Raw genomic sequence first — 19,614 nt, forward strand, 5'->3', positions numbered from 1 at the left:
CAGAGCACCAACAACAACTACTTACAAGGATGCAAAGGGGTGAGGCGAAATGGCGACGCGAGGTTTTGCCTCCGATGAGAAACGAGGGTGGAGGAGATTTTGCACAAGGGCGCCATCGCCTCGCTTTTATCGGGGGCAAAAGCCAACCATTCTGTCGTCATCCTTGCGAGGCGCAGCCGTTCATGCGAAGAGCCCGCAAACGAGCAGGAAAATTGCGATGAGCAAGCGCGACACAAGCCAGCCCAAAACGGGCCAGCCCAAAACGAGCAAGCGCAGGAACGGGCTCACCAACGGGCTCACCTATGCCGAGGCCGGCGTCGATATCGACGCGGGCAATCTCATGGTCGAGAAGATCAAGCCGCTGGTGCGCGCTACGCGCCGGCCGGGCGCCGATGGCGAGATCGGCGGTTTTGGCGGCCTGTTCGACCTCAAGGCCGCCGGCTTCATCGATCCGGTGCTGGTGGCGGCCAATGACGGCGTCGGCACCAAGCTCAAGATCGCCATCGATGCCGGCAAGCACGATACGATCGGTATCGATCTGGTCGCCATGTGCGTCAACGACATCGTCGTGCAAGGTGCCGAACCCCTATTCTTCCTCGACTATTTCGCCACCGGCAAGCTCGATCCCGATCAGGGCGCCGCGATCGTCGGCGGCATTGCCGAGGGCTGCCGCCAGGCCGGCTGCGCGCTGATCGGCGGCGAGACGGCCGAGATGCCAGGCATGTATCACGGCAACGACTACGACCTTGCCGGCTTTGCGGTGGGCGCGGCAGAACGCGGCCAGCTCTTGCCCACCGACGATATCGTCGAAGGCGACGTGCTGCTGGGCCTGGCCTCCTCGGGCCTGCATTCGAATGGATATTCGCTGGTGCGCCGCATCGTCGCCATCAGCGGCCTGGCGTGGGGCGATCCGGCGCCATTCAACGACGAAGCCACGCTTGCAGAGGCGCTGCTTGAGCCGACCCGCATCTACGTCAAGTCGATCCTCAAGGCTATCCGCAACACGCATGGCATCAAGGCGCTCGCGCACATCACCGGCGGCGGCTTCCCGGAAAACATTCCGCGCGTGCTGCCCAAGGATTTTTCGGCCGAGCTCGACCTCGAGGCGATCGACGTCCCTCCAGTGTTCTCGTGGCTGGCCAGGACCGGCGGCGTGGCGCCGGAAGAGATGATGCGCACCTTCAATTGCGGCATCGGCATGATTTTGGCGGTCGCGTCCGGCCAGGCGGCGCAGGTCGCCGCCGTGCTGCAGGAGGCCGGCGAGACGGTGACGCCGATCGGCCGCATCGTGCCGCGCCGAGATGCCGGCGTCATCTATCGGGGCTCGATCGGCCTATGAGCGCGCAGAGGAAACGCACCGTCGTCCTGATCTCGGGGCGCGGCTCCAACATGACCGCGCTGATAGCGGCAGCCAGCGACCCGGCCTTCCCGGCCGAGATCGTCGGCGTCATTTCCGACAAGGCCGACGCTGCCGGCCTCGGCATCGCCAGGGCGCGCGGCATCGCCACGCAGGTCATTCCGCGTGCCGATCATGGCAGCAAGCAGGCGCATGACGCCGCCATCGACGCAGCGCTCGCGGCATTCAACGCCGAGATCGTGGCGCTGGCCGGCTACATGCGCATTCTCACCCCCGGCTTCGTCCAGAAATGGCAGGGCCGCATGATCAACATCCATCCAGCCCTGCTGCCTGCTTTCAAGGGGCTCGATACTCATGCGCGTGCACTCGCCGCCGGCATGCGCATCCATGGCTGCACCGTGCATTTCGTCACCTCCGAGATGGATGACGGCCCGATCATCGCGCAGGCGGCCGTGCCGGTGATGGTCGGCGACAGCGCGGACGCGCTGGCTGCCCGTGTGCTGAAGGCCGAGCACCGGCTCTATCCGCTGGCGCTGGGGCTGGTCGCCGAGGGCAAGGCGCGCATGGAGGCCGGCCGCACCGTGCTTGCCCACTTTGCCGACGATGCCGACAACAGCACCTCGGTGGTGATGGCCCCCGACCCGCTGCGCGAGGAAGCCGATCTCGAGCATCTGGCGCGCATCACGCCGTGAGTGTCGAGAGCGTGGCGATGAAACAGCTTCTCCTGCTTCGCCACGCCAAATCGAGCTGGGACGACCCTGATCTCGATGATTTCGACCGTCCACTCACCGACCGCGGATTGAAGGCAGCACATTTGATGGGCCGTGAGCTTGCGTCGCGCGACTGGCTGCCGGAACTGGCGCTGGTGTCGCCGGCCTTGCGCACCCGCGACACCTGGCGGCTGGTGGCGGCGGAACTGCCTGCGCATCCCAAGGTCGCATTTGCCAAGGCGCTCTACGATGCTTCGGCGGCGGATATCCTAAGCCAGATTCGTCAGGTCGATCCGTCGGACGGCAGCGTGCTTGTGGTGGGACACAATCCGGGGCTGGAAGATCTGGCCAACCAGCTTGCCGGGCCAGGGTCGGAGGCCAAGGCGCGCAAGAAGCTCGCTGAAAAATTCCCGACGGCAGCCGTCGTGCGCTTCGTTTTCGAGGGCGACTGGTCGGCCTTGTCTTGCGCCCGGCTGACACATTGTCTGCGGCCGAAGGATCTGGACTAGAATCCAGGCGCGCCAGACCAAGCCTGCCATGCAGCGGACCCCGGTCAATCCGATTTTATTTTTGGCCGAGAACTGTTTGTTGCCGACAGCGAAAATTGGCCGCTTGGGGCAGCGCCCCCGACTGGTGCTACTCTGCGCAAGAAACAAGAGCGGCGGGCCAAGCCCACCGCTCTTTGTAGTCAAGACTTGGTAGTCAAGACTTGCCTGGATTAGCGGCCCCAGATGCCCCGGCCAGACTCACCCGGCACCTTGGCGTTGGCGTCGCCCTGTGCCTTCGAGGGCTTCAGGATCGAGCCGGTGCGCGTGGTGTCGATGTTGAAAGTCGACTGGCCCGAAATCGACTGGCTCGAAGTCGACTGGTTGGGAACCGGCTGGTTGGCGTTGTAAGAGCCGTAATTGTCGCTGCCGGCGAAAGCGGTGCCCGTGGCAACGAGAATGGCGGCGGCGGTGAGTGCGATCTTGGTCATCTTATTTACTCCAATGGTTCTCTGTTCTGTCCGTCTAATGCGTGCCCTTGGGAGGAATTTCGCGTCGCTCGGACCTCCCCGAGATGGGTTTGCCCTGCCGCGGATTCCAATCACGAAGATGTTCCAAAGATTGTGAGATTTCGGCCCTTGAAACTCGACAAATGGCCTTGGCAATCATAATTTTATCGTTCAAAATCAAGTTGTTAACAGACGTCACCACCGCAGGCGCGACCGTGCAGCGAGCCGGTCGTTCACCAAGGGCTGCACGGTCCGTCAACGGAAAACGAACCGATCGGTTCGATTTGTCTGGATCGACTGGTTCAAGCTTTCTCTTCCGAGCGCCGAAAGGGTTCCAATTGTGTGGCCTGACCTACGCCGGATGACAGCCGGCTGTGTTTTCGCGGCTTCCAATCTGTCGGTTCGGAGGCTGAGGTTCACGGTGCCCGTCGGCCGTGCATTTGCCTTGGCGTCAGATCGATATTATCGCTTGTGCACGACCATCAATCGGACGCGACCTTGGCTGTGCCGGTCGAAGAACGGGCGGAATTCCGGGTGACCTGCTTTCCAGGAAAGCGATAGAAATGCGGCTGCTGCTCGTCGAGGACAATCGCGAACTGGCTGACTGGCTGGGCAAGACTCTGCGTCAGGCGAATTATGTCGTCGACATCGTTCATGACGGCGAGGATGTCGAGCACGCGCTGGCCGCCGGCGACCACGCGCTTGTCATCCTGGACTTGGCGCTGCCGCGCATGGGTGGGCTGGAAGTGCTGCGCATGCTGCGGGCGCGCGGCAACCGAGTGCCGGTGATCGTGCTGACCGCCAATGCCAGCCTCGACGGCCGCGTCAAGGGCCTCAATGAAGGCGCCGACGACTATCTGGCAAAGCCGTTCCAGATCGAGGAGCTGGAGGCTCGCATCCGCGTGCAGCTGCGCCGCGCCAATGACCGCACCGCGCCTGTCGTTGCCTGCGGCGATCTCGTCTTCGACACCAATACCCGGCTGTTTTCGCTCGCTGGCGAGACATTGGCGCTGACGCCGCGCGAACACGCAGTGCTGGAGCAATTGATGGTCAAGGCCGGACGCACAGTGAGCAAGGCGGCGTTGTTGGCCGCGATCTATGATTTCGAGACCGACGCCGACCCCAGCGCCATCGAGATCTATGTGCACCGTGTACGCAAGAAGCTAGAAGGATCTCGTGTCCAGATCGCCACCTTGCGTGGCCTCGGCTATCTCTTGCGTCATGATGATTTGGCGCCATGAGGATTAGCAGCCTCCGTTTGCAGTTGCTGGCCTGGGTGGTGTTGCCGCTCGCCGGGCTCGCCACCATTAACCTGTGGACAAGCCACCGCGGCGCGCAGGCGACCGCCGATCTGGTCACGGACCGGATGCTGTTGGGTTCCGCACGCGCCATCGCCGAGCAGGTCGCCATCGTCGACGGCGTGCTCGACGCCACGGTGCCGCCGGCGGCGATCGAGATGTTCGACACCGGCGATCGCGACAGCGTCTATTATCGTGTCGAGACGGCTGGCGGGCGTTTGCTGACCGGCTACCCCGACCTGCCCGAAGGTCCGAGGCAGCCCAGCACAGAAGGGGTCTATCGCGGCCACGCGCTGCGGCTGCTGACATTCAATCATGCGGTGGTCGGCGCCGGCGCTGACTCGCCAATATCCGTCACCGTTGGTGTCACGCTGGCCGGGCATGATGCGATGGTCAAACGGCTGTGGCTCAGCGCCTTTGCCCAGCAACTGGCGCTGGTGGCCATTGCCGGCATCTTCGTGCTGCTCGGGCTGCGTCGCGGTCTGGCGCCGCTGATCCGGTTGCGCGACGCGGTGCGCTCGCCAGGCCGCAGCAAGCTTGATCCGATCGAAGTGCCGGGGGCGCAAAGCGAGATTCAGCCGCTGATCGATGCGTTGAACGCCTACATGGAGCGGGTGCGCGCGCAGATGGCGGCCCAACGCCGCTTCATCGCCAATGCGGCGCACCAGTTGCGCACACCGCTGGCGCTGCTGTCGACACAGGCAAGCTACGCGCTTCGCGAAAGTGCTACGGAGGCGCGCCAGGAAGCCCTGGTGGCGCTGCAGGCAAGCTCCGGCAAGCTGGCGCGGCTGGCCGAACAGTTGCTGACCTTATCGCGAGCCGAACCCGGTAGCCGGCGGCCGCGCGCCGACCGCATCGACCTGACCGACGCCGCCCGGCACGTGCTGGAAACCCAGGCGCCGGCGGCGATCGCTCGCAGGATCGATCTCGGCTTCGAGGAGGCTGGCCCCGTACCGGTCATCGGCGACGGCACCATGCTGCGCGAGATGATCGTCAATCTTGTCGACAATGCGCTTCGCTATTCGGCGGCCGGCGGCAGCGTCACGGTGAAACTGGCGGCCACAGACGGCGAAGCGGTGCTGACGGTCGCCGATGATGGGCCCGGCATTCCGGCGGACGAGCGAGACCATGTGTTCGAACGCTTCTACCGCATTGCCGGTTCAACCGAGGAAGGCAGTGGGCTTGGCCTCGCCATCGTGCGCGAGGTCATCGAAAATGCCGGCGGCCGCGTCACCCTTGGAGATGGCGCGACCGGTGGCCTGGTGGTTGAGGTAAGATTGCCGTTGGCCTGATCGCGGCATGCCGAAGTGGATCAGGTCCCCTGCTCGTTGAACGGCGCCGGCCGCCATTTGACGACATAGTTCTCGAAGCGGGTGATGATGAACTCCACCACCAGCGCCATCACCGCCAGGATGATCATGGCGGCAAAGACACCATTGGCGTTGAAGGCGCCCTGCGCCGTCGAGATCAGCAGCCCCATGCCTTGCTTGGCGCCGAGGAATTCGCCGACCACCGCGCCGACCAGGGCAAAGCCGAAGCTGACATGCAGGCTGGCCAGGATCCAGCTCATCGCCGACGGGATGATGACGGTGCGGGTGATCTGGAACGGCGAAGCGCCGAGGATCTGGGCGTTGGCGATCATCGCCCGGTCGGCCTCGCGCACGCCCTGGAAGGCGTTGGCGAAAACGACGAAGAACACCATTACCACGGCGAGCGCCACCTTGGAGGCCATGCCAAGGCCGAGCGCGATGATGAACACCGAGCCCAGCACGACGCGCGGCACCGAGTTGGCGATCTTGATGTAGATCGAAAAGACGTCCGCCAGCAGCCGGTTGCGGCCGAGGATGATGCCCGCGGCGATGCCTCCGACGGCGCCTATGACGAAGCCGAGGAAGGTTTCCTCGAGTGTCACATAAATTTGCACCCAGAGCGGACCTTGCGACGTGCCCTCGGTGACCCACACCCAGATCTGGTCCCAGATACCGGACGGGCTGGCGAAGAAGAACGGATCGATGATGTTGTGGTCGGCACCGAGTTCCCATAGGCCGAGGAAGACGACCAGGATAGCCAGGCGTAGGCCGATGACCAGCGCATGCCGGCGGCGGAGCCGCGCCTTCGCCCGGCCTTCGGCAACGGCAATGGAGGCATCGCGGACGGCGGCTTGGGAAGTGGTGGGAGATATGGCGGTCATGGCAGCGTCTCCTCTCAGAGCAATTCCAGGAAAAGTGCCAAGCGGTTTTCCGTCCGGAATTGCGAAAAACAAAACCATTAGAGCGGGTCGGCGACCCGCTTTAATGGCCGGTTTGCAAGGTGCGGCTCTGGCCGAGTTGCACTTCCTCGCGCAGGTCGTTCCAGATCACTTTGGCGATCTCGACGAATTTCGGGTCGTAGCGAATGTCGGCCATGACGCGCGGACGCGGCAGGTCGATGCGGTAGACGCTCTTGACCGTGCCCGGCCCGGCCGTCAGCACATAAACCTTGTCAGCCAGTGCCACTGCCTCCTCCAGGTCGTGAGTGACGAACACGACGGAAGACTTCTGCTGCGACCACAGACCCAGCAGCTCGTCCTGCATGGCGGTGCGCGTCTGCATGTCGAGCGCGCTGAACGGCTCGTCCATCAGCAGGATCTTGGGCTGGTTGATGAAGGTCTGAGCGAGCGCGACGCGCTTGCGCATGCCGCCGGACAGCTGGTGCGGATAGTGCTTTTCGAAGCGGCCGAGGCCGACACGGGCGATCCAGTCACGCGCCAGCTCATAGGCCTGCGCCTTTGGCATGCCGCGATAGAGCGGGCCGGCGGCGACATTGTCGATGACACTGCGCCAGGGAAACAGCGCGTCAGCCTGGAAGACGAAGCCGATGTCGCGGCTGATATCGGTGACAGGGCTGCCCATGACACGGACATTGCCAGTCGTCGGCCGCAGCAGCCCGGTGACGAGATTGAGCGTCGTCGACTTGCCGCAGCCGGTCGGCCCGACGACGCAAGCGAATTCGCCGCGCGCCACCGTCATGGTGAAATCGCGGATCGCCGTCATCATGTGGCCGTCCGGCGTGACGAAGCGCAACGTCACGTCGTCGATGGCGATCGCCGCATCGGCTGGCAGTGCGGCCTGAGACAGCTTCTCGGCCGCCATGGGTTGCAGTTGCATGACACACTCCTGTCGCGATGGGCAAGGGAGCCCGCAACGCTGCCGCGGGTCTCCTGGTGGTCCGGCAAGGGCCGTGCCGCTGCCGGCTAGATTCAAGCAAGCGGCGCAAGCCGTTGTTCTTCAACGAGCGGAGACGGGAAGCCGTGCCCGTCGGGCGACGCTACTTGGCGGCGTCGACGAACGTCGTCGTATAGGTCTTCGACAGGTCGATCTGCTTGCCCTGCAGACTCTTGGAGAATGTCGAGAGGACCTTGAGCACGGTTGGCGGGCCGTCGGCCGGCATGCGGCCGTCCGGCGTGAACATCGCCTTGCCGCCGGCCAGCCCCTGCACGTAGAGGTCCCTGTTGCCAGCGTAGTAGTCCTTCGGCATCTTGTCGGCGATCTCCTCGGCCGAATGCGTGGCGATGAACTTCATCGTCATGACGAAGGCATTGGCGAGTTTCTGTGCCTCATCCTTGTGGTCTTCGAGCCAGGCGGACTGGACGTAGAAGGACGCCGCCGGATAGGGGCCGCCCAGCGCTTCCTTGGTCTTTTCAGGGGTACGCATGTCGACCAGGACACTGGCCTCACCGGTCTTCAGCAATCGGCCAATCGTCGGCTCGGTGGTCATGCCGGCCTGGATCTGATCCTGCTTGACGGCGGCAATGAAGGTGTTGCCGGCGCCGACTGGCAGCAGCGTATAGTCGCCGGGCTTCAGGCCGTTGCGCACGGCCAGATACTGACTGAGGAAATCGGTCGACGAGCCGAGGCCGGTGACGCCGAGCGTGGCGCCCTTGAAGTCGGCCGGCGATTTGATTTCGGGATGCTTGGCGGAGACCAGCTCGACCTCGCCCGGCGCCTGGCTGAACTGGACGATCGACTGGATGTATTTGCCCTTCGACTGCAGGTCGACGGTGTGGTCGTAGAAGCCAACGACGCCCTGCACGGCGCCGGCCAGTAGTTCGTTCTCAGCCTCGACGCCGGCGCGCGAGTTGACCAGTTCGACATCGAGTCCCTGGTCCTTGAAGTAGCCGAGCTGTTGGGTGAGCACGGCCGGCAGATAGATTTGCTTCTCCATACCGCCGACGATGATGGTGATCTTGTCGGCCGCTGATGCCGCCGTGGCGCCTGTCGCAGCGATGACAAGGGTTAGCGCCGCTGTGCGCAAGGCGCACTTCGAGATGAAACCGGTCACGAAACTTCCTCCACTTGGGCGACGCGCCGTGAAGCTGCGCCGCATTCTCCTCCTCGCCGGCCGCTTGAGGACCGGTCATGCGGTGACACCGCGACCCTGTCATGGCACGCCCAAGCTTTCAGCTGGCTTTCAGCCACTGGGCGAAAAAGATTAGCCGCAATGCCGTCCCGGGGCGCCCAGTCCCAGCACGTCGCGCATGTCATATTCGCCGGGTGGGCGCCCCGCCACCCAGAGTGCGGCGGCGATGGCGCCGCGCGCGAACATGACGCGGTCGCCGGCCGCATGCGACAGGGTCACGGTCTCGCCCTCGGCGCAGAAGCCGACGCTGTGTTCGCCAATGATGCTGCCGCCGCGCATCGCCGCAAAGCCGATCTCGCCGGCTGGGCGCGGGCCGACGACGCCATTGCGGACCCGCCTTGCGACCGTCTCCAGATCGACACCGCGTCCGCCGGCTGCGGCTTGCCCCAGCATCAGGGCGGTGCCCGAGGGCGCATCGATCTTGTGGCGATGATGCGCCTCGACAATCTCGACATCCCAGTAGTCGGGATCGAGCGCTTTCGCCGCCTGCTCGACCAATCCGGCCAGCATGTTGAGCCCAAGCGAGTAGCTGCCGGAGCGCACGATGGCGACGCTCTTCGCGGCGGCCGCAATAACGGCAAGCTCGGCGGCGTGGAACCCGGTCGAACCGATCACAAGTGCTGGCCCGCTACGCGCGGCGCAGGCTTCGGCGAGCGCGGCGGACGCAGCCGGCGTGGTGAAATCGATCACCACATCGGCCATGGCAAGCGCCTCGTCGCGGCTCACCAGACCTTCGCCGACCATGCCCGGCCGGTGGAATCGGGCGGCAAGCGCCAGCCGCGCATCTGCCTGCGCCGCTTCCGTCATCTGCCGACCCATGCGGCCCAGCGCGCCGGCGAGGGCTATCCTGATCGGTGGCTGGAGCATTGCCGCGACTATTTCCACATGCCCCGCATGCGCGCACCGATGTCGACGCGGACCTCCGGCCGGGCCGCCCTGCCCTGTGCCGCCTGCGCGCTCGGCCAAGATACTTGTTGGAATGCCGCAAGGATCGAAGCCGGGATGAAGCGCGTGCGCGAGGCATAGAGATGGCGGTCGCCGCGCGCCGCCTGGCCGTGCGGAAAGAAGCGTTGCGGCATGACCAGGTTGAGATTGTCCTTGGCGCGTGTCATCGCCACGTAGAGCAGCCGGCGCTCCTCATCGATATCTTCCTTGGTGCCGACGCCGAGATCGGCCGGGATGCAGCCGTCGACCGTGTTCAGGACGAAGACATTCTTCCATTCCTGGCCCTTGGCCGAGTGGATGGTCGAGAGGATCAGATAGTCCTCGTCGCGATGCGGCGGGCCGGCCTGGTCGCTGGTCGCATCGGGCGGGTCGAGCGTCAGTTCGGTGAGAAAGCGTTCGCGCGAGACATAGCCCGAACCGATCTGCTCAAGCTGCAACAGGTCGGCGCGCCTGGTCGTCGCATCTTCGTGGATGCGCTCCAGATGGGGCTCGTACCACAACCTGATCTGTTCGAGATCGGCCGGCCATTTTTCGCCGGCCCGCAGGCCGGAATAGAGCGAGACGAAGCCCGGCCAGGCATCGGCCGCGCGTTGCGGCGGGCGCCAACCGGCCAGGCCCATCGCTTCGTCGAGCGCCGTCGTCATTGTCTCGACTATCTGCGCGGCGGCCGAAGGGCCGATGCCCGGCATCAGTTGCAGCACGCGGAAGCCGGCGACGCGGTCGCGCGGATTTTCGGCGAAGCGCAACACCGCCAGCACGTCCTTGACGTGAGCGGCATCGAGGAACTTCAGGCCGCCGAACTTGACGAAGGGAATGTTGCGACGGGTCAGCTCGATTTCCAGCGGCCCGCTGTGATGCGAGGTGCGAAACAGCACCGCCTGGGATTTCAACGCCGTGCCGGCCTCGCGCTCGGCCAGGATCGTATCGCAGACGAAATTAGCCTGCTCGACCTCGTCGCGCACGGTCACCAGCCTCGGTCTGTCGGTCGACTTGCGCTCCGACCATAGGTTTTTGGTGAAGCGCTCCGAGGCCTCGCCGATCACAGCATTGGCTGCGGCGAGAATGGTTTCGGTCGAGCGGTAGTTGCGCTCCAGCATCACCACGTCGGCGGCCTGCGCGAACTGTTTGGGGAAGTCGAGGATGTTACGCACCTCGGCGGCACGGAACGAGTAGATCGACTGGGCATCGTCGCCCACCACCGTCAGCCCGGCGCCGTCGGGTTTCAGCGCCAGCAGGATGGAGGACTGCAAGCGATTGGTGTCCTGATACTCATCGACCAGCACATGATCGAAACGTCCGCTCAGATGCGCCGCTATTTCAGGCTCGGCCGCCATCTGCGCCCAGTAGAGCAGCAAATCGTCGTAATCGAGCACGTTCTGCGCCTGCTTGGCCTCGACATAACCGGCGAACAATTGCTTCAGTTGCTCCGCCCAGCCGGCGCACCAGGGAAAGGCAGACCCCAATACCTCGTTGAGCGGCGCCTGCGCATTGACGGCACGGGAATAGATGGCAAGGCAGGTGCCCTTGGTGGGGAAACGCGCTTCCGTCTTCGAGAAACCCAGTTCGTGGCGGACCAGATTCATCAGGTCGGCGGAATCCTCGCGGTCATGGATGGTGAAGGCTGGGTCGAGGCCGATCTCGAGCGCATAGTCGCGTAGCAGCCGCGCACCGATGCCGTGAAAGGTGCCGGCCCAGGTCAGCGCATCGGTGATGACCGCGGCATCGCGGCCGAGCACTTCGCCGGCAATGCGTTCGACGCGCTTGGCCATTTCGGACGCGGCGCGGCGCGAGAAGGTCATCAGCAGGATGCGGCGCGGGTCGGCACCCTTGACGATCAGATGAGCGACGCGATGCGCCAGCGTGTTGGTCTTGCCCGAACCGGCGCCGGCGATGACCAGCAGCGGGCCGGCGATCTTGCCGTCGCCATGCTCGACGGCCAGGCGTTGGGCATCGTTCAGCCGGGCGAGATAGGCAGGCTGGACGGTCGGTTCCCGGAAGGTCGAATCAGCGGTGGCGAGGTTCATCGCCCATCAAGCATCGTTTCTGCTTTGTTCGCAACGTTGATGCGAAGCAGACATAGCCTAACGGAGCGAGGAAACGTGTCACCGCTAGCGCTGGGGATCGACGCCCATGGCGGCTGACTGTCGGCGCAAGGTCTCGCGATCATATTTCAACGGCGGCAACAGCAGCGGGTCGACTGTATTGGGCACGTCTTCGACCATCTTCCTGACGATGCGATAGGCGACATAGACCAAGGTGCCGGCAACAAGCAGACGGAACATGGTTGCAACACTCCTTTGGAGCAGGACCAACCGAGGAGACGGCATTTGGTTCCCTGCCGATCATCCACGCGCGATCAACGATCGAAGGCGGCGATGGCTTCGCTGGCGCTTTCCGATGCATTTCTCGAAGCACTGCAGGCGGAACTTGGCGTAGCGAAATTCGTGTCCTGCCTCATGCCGCCTGTGGCCTCGGAGCTGAGGTCGTCATCAGCTCGCGCTCCAGTTCGGCAGGCTCTTGAGGAAGAAGGCCGGCGCCGCTTGGGAGGAAGGGAGCGCCGGCCAAGCGGATAATGAGGTCCGCCGCGCAGCAGAAGGTAGCTGAGTCTTTCCCCAGCGTCATCGGGGGATTGTCTTCGTTAAAAGCGTACCAACAACCAAGGCGCCCGTTTTTACCGACGGCAAGCATTGCGAGTTCGATGCGATCATCTTCGCCACAGGCTTCCGGCCGGGCTATGCCAGATTGTTGCAGCCGGGCATCCAGCCGGGCCGCAGCGCCCTCAATGCGAGGGCTTCGGAGCTCGGCCTTTATCTCATCGGCTTTCACAATCCTGTCACCGGACTGCTGCGCGAAATCTCGATCGAGGCAGAGCAGATCGCCGACGACATCAGCTACCGACGAAACCGAAGGAAGGCGGCTGAAATCCTGCCGGTATGATTTGACGCGTGAGGAACTGAGTTCTCAGCCTGCCGCGCGCAGCCAGACCTTGTTGTCGTGGAAGGCAGCACCGCCATAGGGTGCCGGCGCATCGGCGCCGGTCAGCACATTGATGCCTTCGCCACGCTCGTGCGCGCTGTTTGGCCAGATGCCTTCGGCGATGACCACGCCTCGCTTGATGCCCTCGAAGAGTTTTGCGTGCAGCACGACTTCTCCACGCTGATTGCCGACTTCGACGCGATCGCCGTCGGCCAGCCCATGTTCCGCGGCATCGTCGGGATGCAACAAGAGTTCCGGCCGGCCTTCCCTGGCCTTCGACACCGGCGTCTCCGAGAATGTGGAGTTGAGGAAGTTGCGCGCCGGCGACGTCGCCAGCCGGAACGGATGCGCCTCGTCGGCGACCTCGATCAAGTCGACATGGTCGGGAAATTCTGGCAGTCGCGCCACTGGGCCGAACAGGCCCATGCTTTTCGGCGGTCGGTTGGGTGCCGCCTGCCCGGTCCAGTCGGCGCGGAAGCGGAATTTTCCATCGGCATGGCCAAACCCCTTGATGAAATGCGCCGTGTCGAAATCCGGCTGCAGGTCGACCCATTTGTCTTGCTTCAAGCTGTCGAAGCTGCCCAGCCCGCGCTTGCCCAGGATGATGTCGATATGCTGCTGCTCGGTGAGACCAAAACCCGGACGGTCGGCGACCCCGAGGCGCTCAGCCAATTCCTCGATGACGTGATGGTTGGTGTGCGGCCCTTCCGGTGGCTCGATCAATTTGGGGCCAAGCGTGATGTGCTGGTTGCCGCCGCCCTTGTAGACGTCGTCATGTTCCAGAAACATCGTCGCCGGCAGCACGACATCGGCGAGCTTGGCCGTGTCGGTCATGAATTGCTCATGCACGCAGGTGAACAGGTCGTCGCGCAGGAAGCCCTGCTTCACCAGCCGCTGCTCGGGCGCGACATTCACCGGATTGGTGTTCTGGATCAGCATGGCCGTTACCGGCGGGCCGCCATAAAGCGCATCGCTGGCGCCGGTCAACACCGGGCCGATGCGTGAATGGTCGAGATGGCGGATCGAGGGGTCGCGCATCTTCGTGCCTTCAAGCACGTCCTGGTTGAGCTTGAAGATGCCGGAATTGGAATGGAAGGCGCCGCCGCCCTCATATTGCCAGCTGCCGGTGACAGCCGCGATGCAAGATGCGGCATGCATGTTGACGGCGCCATTGCGCTGACGCGCGAAGCCATAACCGAGGCGGAAATAGGTTTTCTTGGTCGTGCCGACGAGCCGGGCGAAGGCCTCGATCTCGGCGACCGTCAAACCTGTGATATCAGACGCCCACTCCGGCGTGCGCGTCCGCAGATGGGCCTCAAGCCCTTTCGGGTTGTCGGTGTATTTTTCGAGATAGGCCCGGTCAGCGAGGCCGTCGCGGAACAGCACATGCATGATCGCGCAGGCCAGCGCGCCATCGGTGCCCGGCTTCAGCACCAGGCCGAGATCGGCCTGCTTCATCGTCGCGTTCTCGTAGACATCTATGACGACGATCTTGGCGCCGCGCTCCTTGCGCGCCTTGATGGCGTGGGTCATGACGTTGACTTGGGTCACCACTGCATTGGTGCCCCAGATCACCACGCAGTCGGATTTCGCCATCTCGCGCGGATCGGGACCACGCAGCGCGCCTGCCCCCATCATCCAGCCGGTCCAGGCCAGATTGGTGCAGATCGAACCGAAGAAGCCGGAATATTTCTTGGCATGGCGCAGCCGGTCGATGCCGTCGCGCTGCACCAGTCCCATCGTGCCGGCATAGTAATAAGGCCAGACCGTCTCCGAGCCGAATTTTTCCTCAGATGCGATGAACTTCTCGGCGACCAGATCGAGCGCGGCCTCCCAGCTCGCTTCTTTCCAGGCGCCATCGCCCTTGGCACCGGCGCGGATCAGCGGCTTCAGAAGCCGGTCGGGATGATGGACGCGGTCGGCATAGCGCGCGACCTTGGCGCAGACGACACCTGCCGTATAGCTGTTGGACTTGGCGCCATGGACGCGGCCGATGCGGTTGCCGTCGAGCAGTTCGACTTCGAGCGCGCAGGTCGACGGGCAATCATGCGGACAGGCCGAATGGCCGATGCGGAGGTTGGCGTTCTGGTTCATGAACTGAGGTTAGCCGGTTCCAGACGTAGCGTGTAGGGCCAGATTTGCCCATAAGCTGCCTTTGGGAGATGTCTTTTCCACCTGATATGGTGCGGCGGTGGTTCACCCTCCCCTTGATGGGGAGGGTCGGCGCGCAGCGCCGGGGTGGGGTGAACTGCCGCGCTGCCCCCACCCCGCTCCGCTTCGCGGATCGACCCTCCCCACAAGGGGGAGGGTAAATCACTCGGCCGTGCCTTCCTCATATTCGGCCGACATGGTCAGCCATTTCTCCTCATGGCCGGCCAGCGTCTGGGCGAGTTGCGAGCGCTCCTTGGCCAGTCGGGTCGCTGTCGACGGATCCTTCTCGTAGACAGCCGGATTGGACAGCTCGTCCTCGATGCCGTCGATGCGCTTTCGGATGCGGTCCATCAGCGCCTCGGTGGCGCGGATCTCCTTCGCCAGCGGTTCAAAAGCGGCGCGGCGCGCTGCCGCATCGCGGCGGCGATCGGCTTTTGACGCCTTGTCGGCCTCACGCTTGCCGCGGCGGTCGCCTGATACGCCGGTGACCAGCGTCTTGTAGTCTTCCAGGTCGCCATCATACGGGTTGACCGCGCCGTCCTTGACCAGCCACAGCCGGTCGGCGGTCGCTTCCAGCAGATGCCGGTCGTGCGAGATCAGAATGACGGCGCCGGGAAACTCGTTCAGCGCATGGATCAGCGATTCGCGGCTGTCGATGTCGAGATGGTTGGTCGGTTCGTCGAGGATGAACAGGTTGGGGCCTTCGAAGGCCGACAGCCCCATCAACAGCCGCGCCTTCTCGCCGCCGGACAGATCCTTGGCTGCGGTGTTCATCTTCTCGGTGGTGAGGCCGAACTGCGCGACCCGACCGCGCACCTTCGATTCCGGGGCCTCCGGCATCAGCCGGCGGACATGCTCGTAGGCGTTCTCATCCGGTCGGAGGTCGTCGAGTTGATGCTGGGCAAAGATCGCCACCTTCAGGCCGGGCGCCACCGTCATGGTGCCGCTCTCCTGCTTCAGCCGGCCGGACAGCAATTTGGCGAAGGTCGACTTGCCGTTGCCATTGGCGCCAAGCAGTGCGATGCGGTCGTCGGCGTCGATGCGCAACGTCATCTTCTTCAGGATCGGCTGCCCCTCGGTGTAGCCGACATTGACGTTGTTGAGCGCCACGATTGGCGAGGCCACCGTCTTCACCGGTTCGGGGAATGAGAATGGTCGCACCGAATCGTTCACGATTGCCGCGATCGGCTTCATCTTCTCCAGTGCCTTGATGCGCGACTGTGCCTGCCTCGCCTTGGAGGCCTTGGCGCGGAAGCGTTCAACGAAGGATTCCATGTGCTTGCGGGCGGCCTCCTGCTTGACGCGGCCCTTCTCCTGCAACTCCTTCTGCTCGGTGTACTGGCGCTCGAACTGGTCGTAGCCGCCGCGCCAGAAGGTCAGCTTCTTCTGGTCGAGGTGAACGATCGAGTTGACGGCGCGGTTGAGCAGGTCGCGATCGTGCGAGATCAAGAGGACTGTGTGCGGATATTTCGACACATAGTTTTCCAGCCACAGCGTGCCTTCGAGGTCGAGATAGTTGGTCGGCTCGTCGAGCAGCAGAAGGTCGGGTTCGGCAAACAGCACGGCGGCGAGTGCCACGCGCATGCGCCAGCCGCCGGAAAAGGACGAGGCCGGTCGCCGCTGCGCGGCGTCATCGAAGCCAAGACCGGCAAGAATGGTGGCGGCGCGCGATTCGGCGGAATGCGCGTCGATGTCAGCCAGCCGCATGTGGATGTCGGCGATACGGTGGGGATCGGTTGCCGTCTTTTCCTCTTCGAGCAGCGCCGTGCGTTCGAGATCGGCCTTGAGCACGATCTCGATCAGCGCGTCCTCGGTACCGGGAGCTTCCTGCGCCACCTGGCCGATGCGGGTGCTCTTCGGCAGACCGATCGAGCCTGTCTCCGAGGGAAAATCCCCGGTGATAGCTTTGAACAGCGTCGTCTTGCCGGTGCCGTTGCGGCCGACAAGGCCGGCCTTGGTGCCGGCCGGCAAGGTCAGCGAGGCATGGTCAAGAAGCAGGCGTCCGGCCATCCGGAGCGAAAGGTCGTTGATGATCAGCATGGCCGCGCTTTTGCACCGGACACCAACGCTTCGCAAGGCCTTGCGGGCCAGTTGGCCGCACACGGCCTGGAAACGACGCCCGCAAGGGCGTCGTCGAAGCAGTCGATCACGACTCGCCTACCGGCCAGGCAGGATTCAGACAGTCGCCTTGCGCTTCGTCGCCTTGGCCGCTGCGGCCGGCGCTGCTGCCGGCTTGCGGCCAAGTCCCGTCGACTTTGCCAGCGCCGACCGCGTCGCCGAGTAGTTTGGCGCAACCATCGGATAGTCCGGCGGCAGACCCCATTTGGCGCGGTAGTCGTCCGGGCTCAGGCCGTGGTCGGTCCGCAGATGCCGCTTGAGAGACTTGAACTTCTTCCCGTCCTCAAGACAGATGATGTAGTCGGGAAACACCGACTTCTTCGGATTCACTGCCGGAACAAGATTTGGCGTTTCCGTGACAACTGCACCGGCGAGCTTGCGAACCGAAGCACTGACGCTAGCAATCAACTCAGGCAAGCCAGAAGCCGGAAGTGGATTGTTGCCTACATAGGCCGAGACAATATCGGCCGTTAGCTCGATAACGGTCTTATCATCGATATTTGACAATTCTTTCATCCTATTTGCGACAAAATCCTCCACCCCAGCGAAGACTTACGTCGATGTATCTCTTTAACCGCGTCCCCCAACGGACCGCCAATCTCAACAAGGAGCAAAGAATCGGCAAAAGTAGCTTTCATCCGAAATCGACGTCACGCAACTTAGAAAATCTAATACTTCGAACCAGCAGATTTCACGGCGGGGCCATCGGCCAATATCTCTAAAATACGCCTCCAGAGTGCGCAACGCCTGAAATCCTTCTGTTCTATCGCCTTTTCGGCCTTCATCGCGGCATAGAGCGGCGCCTCCGCGCCGAATTCCTTGATCAGCCAAAGCGCTTCCTGAACGGCCAGGCGTTCATTTTCGTCAAACATGGTTTTCGGCCTCCGATCGTTCCACGCCGACCATGACGCAGCTGCCCATGACCAGGACGGCTCCGACAATGGCCGTCATCGTCAGCCGTTCACCAGACAGCGTCAGCAGCAGGGTCGAAGCGACCGGCGTGAGATAAGCGACGACCGCGACCTTGCCGCTACCTTCGAGCTTCAGGGCGCGCGACCAGAAATAGTAGCCCAACCCCATCGGGCCGGCGCCCAGATAGAGGCCGAGGGCCAGGTCCGTACCGAAGGGCCAGGTGAAACCGTCGCGAACACACCACAGAAACGTCAAGACGACGCCGATCAGCGCCGATGGCAGCAACAGACGATCCGGTGAGGTGGCAACCCGCCCCACCATGATCGAATAGAATGCCATGCACAGTGCGGATCCGAATGCGGTGAGATAGCCGACGAGATCGCCCTGGAGCCAGGGTTGGTTGAGCCCTCCCGAAATCACCAGCGCAACGCCAATGAAACCCACCACCGCGGCAACGCCAAGCAGAGCCGGGCGCCGCGGATTTTGCAAAATGATCACCGCCGCCGCGACCATCAACGGCCAGGTGTAGGCCAGCAGATTGGCCTCGATCACCGGCATCGACGAGAAGGCTATGTATTGCAGCACCATGGTGCCGACCAGGCCGATGAAGCCGACCGCGAGAGCCATGGGTACGGCTCCTGCCGCGACCGGCGCGGCGTTTTTCCGGCTCATCAACCGGATGGCGGCAAAGACGATTGCGGCGCCTGCAAACTGCAGGAACTGCACCTGCGACACTGGGTGGCTGGCCAGCAGGGATTTGCCGACCAGCGCATTGGTCGACCATAACGCTACCGCGCCGGCAGCGAAAACCAGCGCGGATATCGAGCCCGATCCATGCCTGAACAATCGGCATCGAGCGCTATGTTCGACCATGGTCCTGCCCGAAAACCGGTTCCCATTTTTCAGAATCATGGCTCATCACCATGATTCCCTGGCTCCACCCGGAACCGGCGCGTCGACAGCGGCAGGCACGGGATGCTCTGCCTCGAACCGGCGATAGGCCGGCAGCTGGTTGGTCCAGACATCTTCGGCCAGTTCGCCGACCCACTCACGGTCGTGGTCGTTGTCGGCGGCGAGATAGAACATTCGGTTATCGTCGACATAGGGTTTGGCCACCGAGCGCTGGTTGAGCACCAGCGTGACGCGCTCGCCGAACCGGATCGGGGCGGTGCGATGCAGTACGCCCAGGAACTGCCCCAGCGTCGCGTAGTTCATCTTGTGATCGATGCGCATGACACGGTTGCGGGGAATCTCGCGGCCGGATTCGAGGATAGCGCGGCCGGTTTCGGAGTCGTCGCAGTAGATTTCGAGATGGCCGCCGACCAGCGGATTGCTGATCGACAGTGGAATGAGTTCGGTGACAGGAACGCCATCACAATGCCATTCCACGGCGCCGTCCTTGGGATTCATGAAAGTAACCGTCGAGCCGACGATCGACAGCGGATAGGGCTCCAGCTTGGTGCCCATCATGTCCGACAGCCGCTCCAGGCGCAGCTTGTCATGCAGCAGTTCCTTGATCTCGGGGATGAAACGGTCTGCCCCGGTGATGAAGGTCAGATCGAGGTGCTTGTGCACGGCATGGCTGGCCTTGAGCTTCAGAGCAGCCTCCTCGATCGCGGCAAGCAGTGCCGGATCGTAACCATGCAGATATTGCGCGACGCCGAAATTCGACACTTTCCAGGCGGTTTCGTGACCGATGATGGCCTCGCGGCTCATCGCATAGCGCAATTCGGGTATGGTATGGGCGTTCATTGT

Annotated in this window: 19 protein-coding genes; 6 read left to right on the forward strand and 13 right to left on the reverse strand. The window is 63.5% G+C overall.

Annotation, left to right across the window (positions count from 1 at the left end; genetic code table 11):
• Window positions 1-217: 217 nt before the first annotated feature.
• The 3 genes from purM to NKJ89_RS00760 are packed head-to-tail and all read left to right on the forward strand — an operon-like array spanning window position 218 to window position 2,576.
• Entirely contained in the window at window positions 218-1,339 is a 1,122-nt protein-coding gene (gene purM, locus NKJ89_RS00750) for a phosphoribosylformylglycinamidine cyclo-ligase (RefSeq protein WP_352599047.1), read from the forward strand.
• Window positions 1,336-2,049: a phosphoribosylglycinamide formyltransferase gene (gene purN / locus NKJ89_RS00755; RefSeq protein WP_352599049.1), complete on the forward strand. Its 714-nt coding sequence runs from the start codon at window positions 1,336-1,338 to the stop codon at window positions 2,047-2,049. Before purM ends, purN begins: the two co-directional genes overlap by 4 nt.
• A 17-nt stretch (window positions 2,050-2,066) precedes the next feature.
• Entirely contained in the window at window positions 2,067-2,576 is a 510-nt protein-coding gene (locus NKJ89_RS00760) for a SixA phosphatase family protein (protein ID WP_352599051.1), read from the forward strand.
• A gap of 209 nt (window positions 2,577-2,785) precedes the next feature.
• On the opposite strand, the gene NKJ89_RS00765 is transcribed toward NKJ89_RS00760, so the two are convergent.
• Complete coding sequence (locus NKJ89_RS00765; protein WP_352599053.1) at window positions 2,786-3,043, reverse strand: DUF680 domain-containing protein; 258 nt, start codon at window positions 3,041-3,043, stop codon at window positions 2,786-2,788.
• 581 nt (window positions 3,044-3,624) lie between these two features.
• Between NKJ89_RS00765 and NKJ89_RS00770 the strand changes: the two genes are divergently transcribed.
• Entirely contained in the window at window positions 3,625-4,302 is a 678-nt protein-coding gene (locus NKJ89_RS00770) for a response regulator (protein WP_352599055.1), read from the forward strand.
• Complete coding sequence (locus tag NKJ89_RS00775) at window positions 4,299-5,651, forward strand: sensor histidine kinase (protein ID WP_352599057.1); 1,353 nt, start codon at window positions 4,299-4,301, stop codon at window positions 5,649-5,651. The genes NKJ89_RS00770 and NKJ89_RS00775 overlap by 4 nt, the downstream gene beginning before the upstream one ends.
• A 20-nt stretch (window positions 5,652-5,671) precedes the next feature.
• Here the strand turns inward: NKJ89_RS00775 and NKJ89_RS00780 are convergent, their stop codons facing one another.
• From NKJ89_RS00780 to NKJ89_RS00805, 6 genes are all read right to left on the reverse strand, one after another.
• Window positions 5,672-6,550: an ABC transporter permease gene (locus NKJ89_RS00780; protein ID WP_023761924.1), complete on the reverse strand. Its 879-nt coding sequence runs from the start codon at window positions 6,548-6,550 to the stop codon at window positions 5,672-5,674.
• A gap of 100 nt (window positions 6,551-6,650) precedes the next feature.
• Complete coding sequence (locus NKJ89_RS00785; protein WP_023761923.1) at window positions 6,651-7,505, reverse strand: ABC transporter ATP-binding protein; 855 nt, start codon at window positions 7,503-7,505, stop codon at window positions 6,651-6,653.
• Between the two features lie 160 nt (window positions 7,506-7,665).
• Window positions 7,666-8,679, reverse strand: a complete 1,014-nt coding sequence (locus NKJ89_RS00790) for an ABC transporter substrate-binding protein (protein ID WP_352599059.1) — start codon at window positions 8,677-8,679, stop codon at window positions 7,666-7,668.
• A gap of 150 nt (window positions 8,680-8,829) precedes the next feature.
• Entirely contained in the window at window positions 8,830-9,624 is a 795-nt protein-coding gene (dapB, locus tag NKJ89_RS00795; RefSeq protein ID WP_352599061.1) for a 4-hydroxy-tetrahydrodipicolinate reductase, read from the reverse strand.
• Window positions 9,625-9,632: 8 nt separating this feature from the next.
• On the reverse strand, window positions 9,633-11,726 hold the full coding sequence (locus NKJ89_RS00800; RefSeq protein WP_352599063.1) for an ATP-dependent helicase: 2,094 nt from the start codon (window positions 11,724-11,726) through the stop codon (window positions 9,633-9,635).
• 84 nt (window positions 11,727-11,810) lie between these two features.
• On the reverse strand, window positions 11,811-11,984 hold the full coding sequence (locus tag NKJ89_RS00805; protein ID WP_352599065.1) for a hypothetical protein: 174 nt from the start codon (window positions 11,982-11,984) through the stop codon (window positions 11,811-11,813).
• 460 nt (window positions 11,985-12,444) lie between these two features.
• Here NKJ89_RS00805 and NKJ89_RS00810 point away from each other — a divergent pair, with 460 nt between their 5' ends.
• Window positions 12,445-12,639: a hypothetical protein gene (locus NKJ89_RS00810; RefSeq protein WP_352599067.1), complete on the forward strand. Its 195-nt coding sequence runs from the start codon at window positions 12,445-12,447 to the stop codon at window positions 12,637-12,639.
• Window positions 12,640-12,663: 24 nt separating this feature from the next.
• Here NKJ89_RS00810 and NKJ89_RS00815 read toward each other — a convergent pair whose 3' ends face one another.
• From NKJ89_RS00815 to NKJ89_RS00840, 6 genes are all read right to left on the reverse strand, one after another.
• Window positions 12,664-14,772 (reverse strand): molybdopterin-containing oxidoreductase family protein, encoded by a 2,109-nt coding sequence (locus NKJ89_RS00815; RefSeq protein ID WP_352599069.1) that lies wholly within the window; start codon window positions 14,770-14,772, stop codon window positions 12,664-12,666.
• Window positions 14,773-14,991: 219 nt separating this feature from the next.
• The gene (locus NKJ89_RS00820; RefSeq protein ID WP_352599071.1) at window positions 14,992-16,869 is read right to left on the reverse strand and encodes an ABC-F family ATP-binding cassette domain-containing protein; all 1,878 of its coding nucleotides are present in this window, start codon (window positions 16,867-16,869) and stop codon (window positions 14,992-14,994) included.
• A gap of 135 nt (window positions 16,870-17,004) precedes the next feature.
• A complete protein-coding gene (locus NKJ89_RS00825) occupies window positions 17,005-17,463 on the reverse strand; it encodes a Ros/MucR family transcriptional regulator (protein WP_023761547.1) in 459 nt (152 codons plus the stop codon).
• A gap of 152 nt (window positions 17,464-17,615) precedes the next feature.
• Window positions 17,616-17,819: a hypothetical protein gene (locus NKJ89_RS00830; RefSeq protein WP_352599073.1), complete on the reverse strand. Its 204-nt coding sequence runs from the start codon at window positions 17,817-17,819 to the stop codon at window positions 17,616-17,618.
• Window positions 17,812-18,732 carry a DMT family transporter gene (locus tag NKJ89_RS00835; RefSeq protein ID WP_352599336.1) on the reverse strand — a complete coding sequence of 307 codons (921 nt, stop codon included), beginning with the start codon at window positions 18,730-18,732 and terminating at the stop codon, window positions 17,812-17,814. The genes NKJ89_RS00830 and NKJ89_RS00835 overlap by 8 nt, the downstream gene beginning before the upstream one ends.
• A 45-nt stretch (window positions 18,733-18,777) precedes the next feature.
• Complete coding sequence (locus NKJ89_RS00840) at window positions 18,778-19,611, reverse strand: hypothetical protein (protein ID WP_023761550.1); 834 nt, start codon at window positions 19,609-19,611, stop codon at window positions 18,778-18,780.
• Between the last annotated feature and the right edge of the window lie 3 nt (window positions 19,612-19,614).

Source organism: Mesorhizobium sp. M0047, assembly GCF_040323315.1.
In the GTDB taxonomy this organism is placed as follows: domain Bacteria; phylum Pseudomonadota; class Alphaproteobacteria; order Rhizobiales; family Rhizobiaceae; genus Mesorhizobium.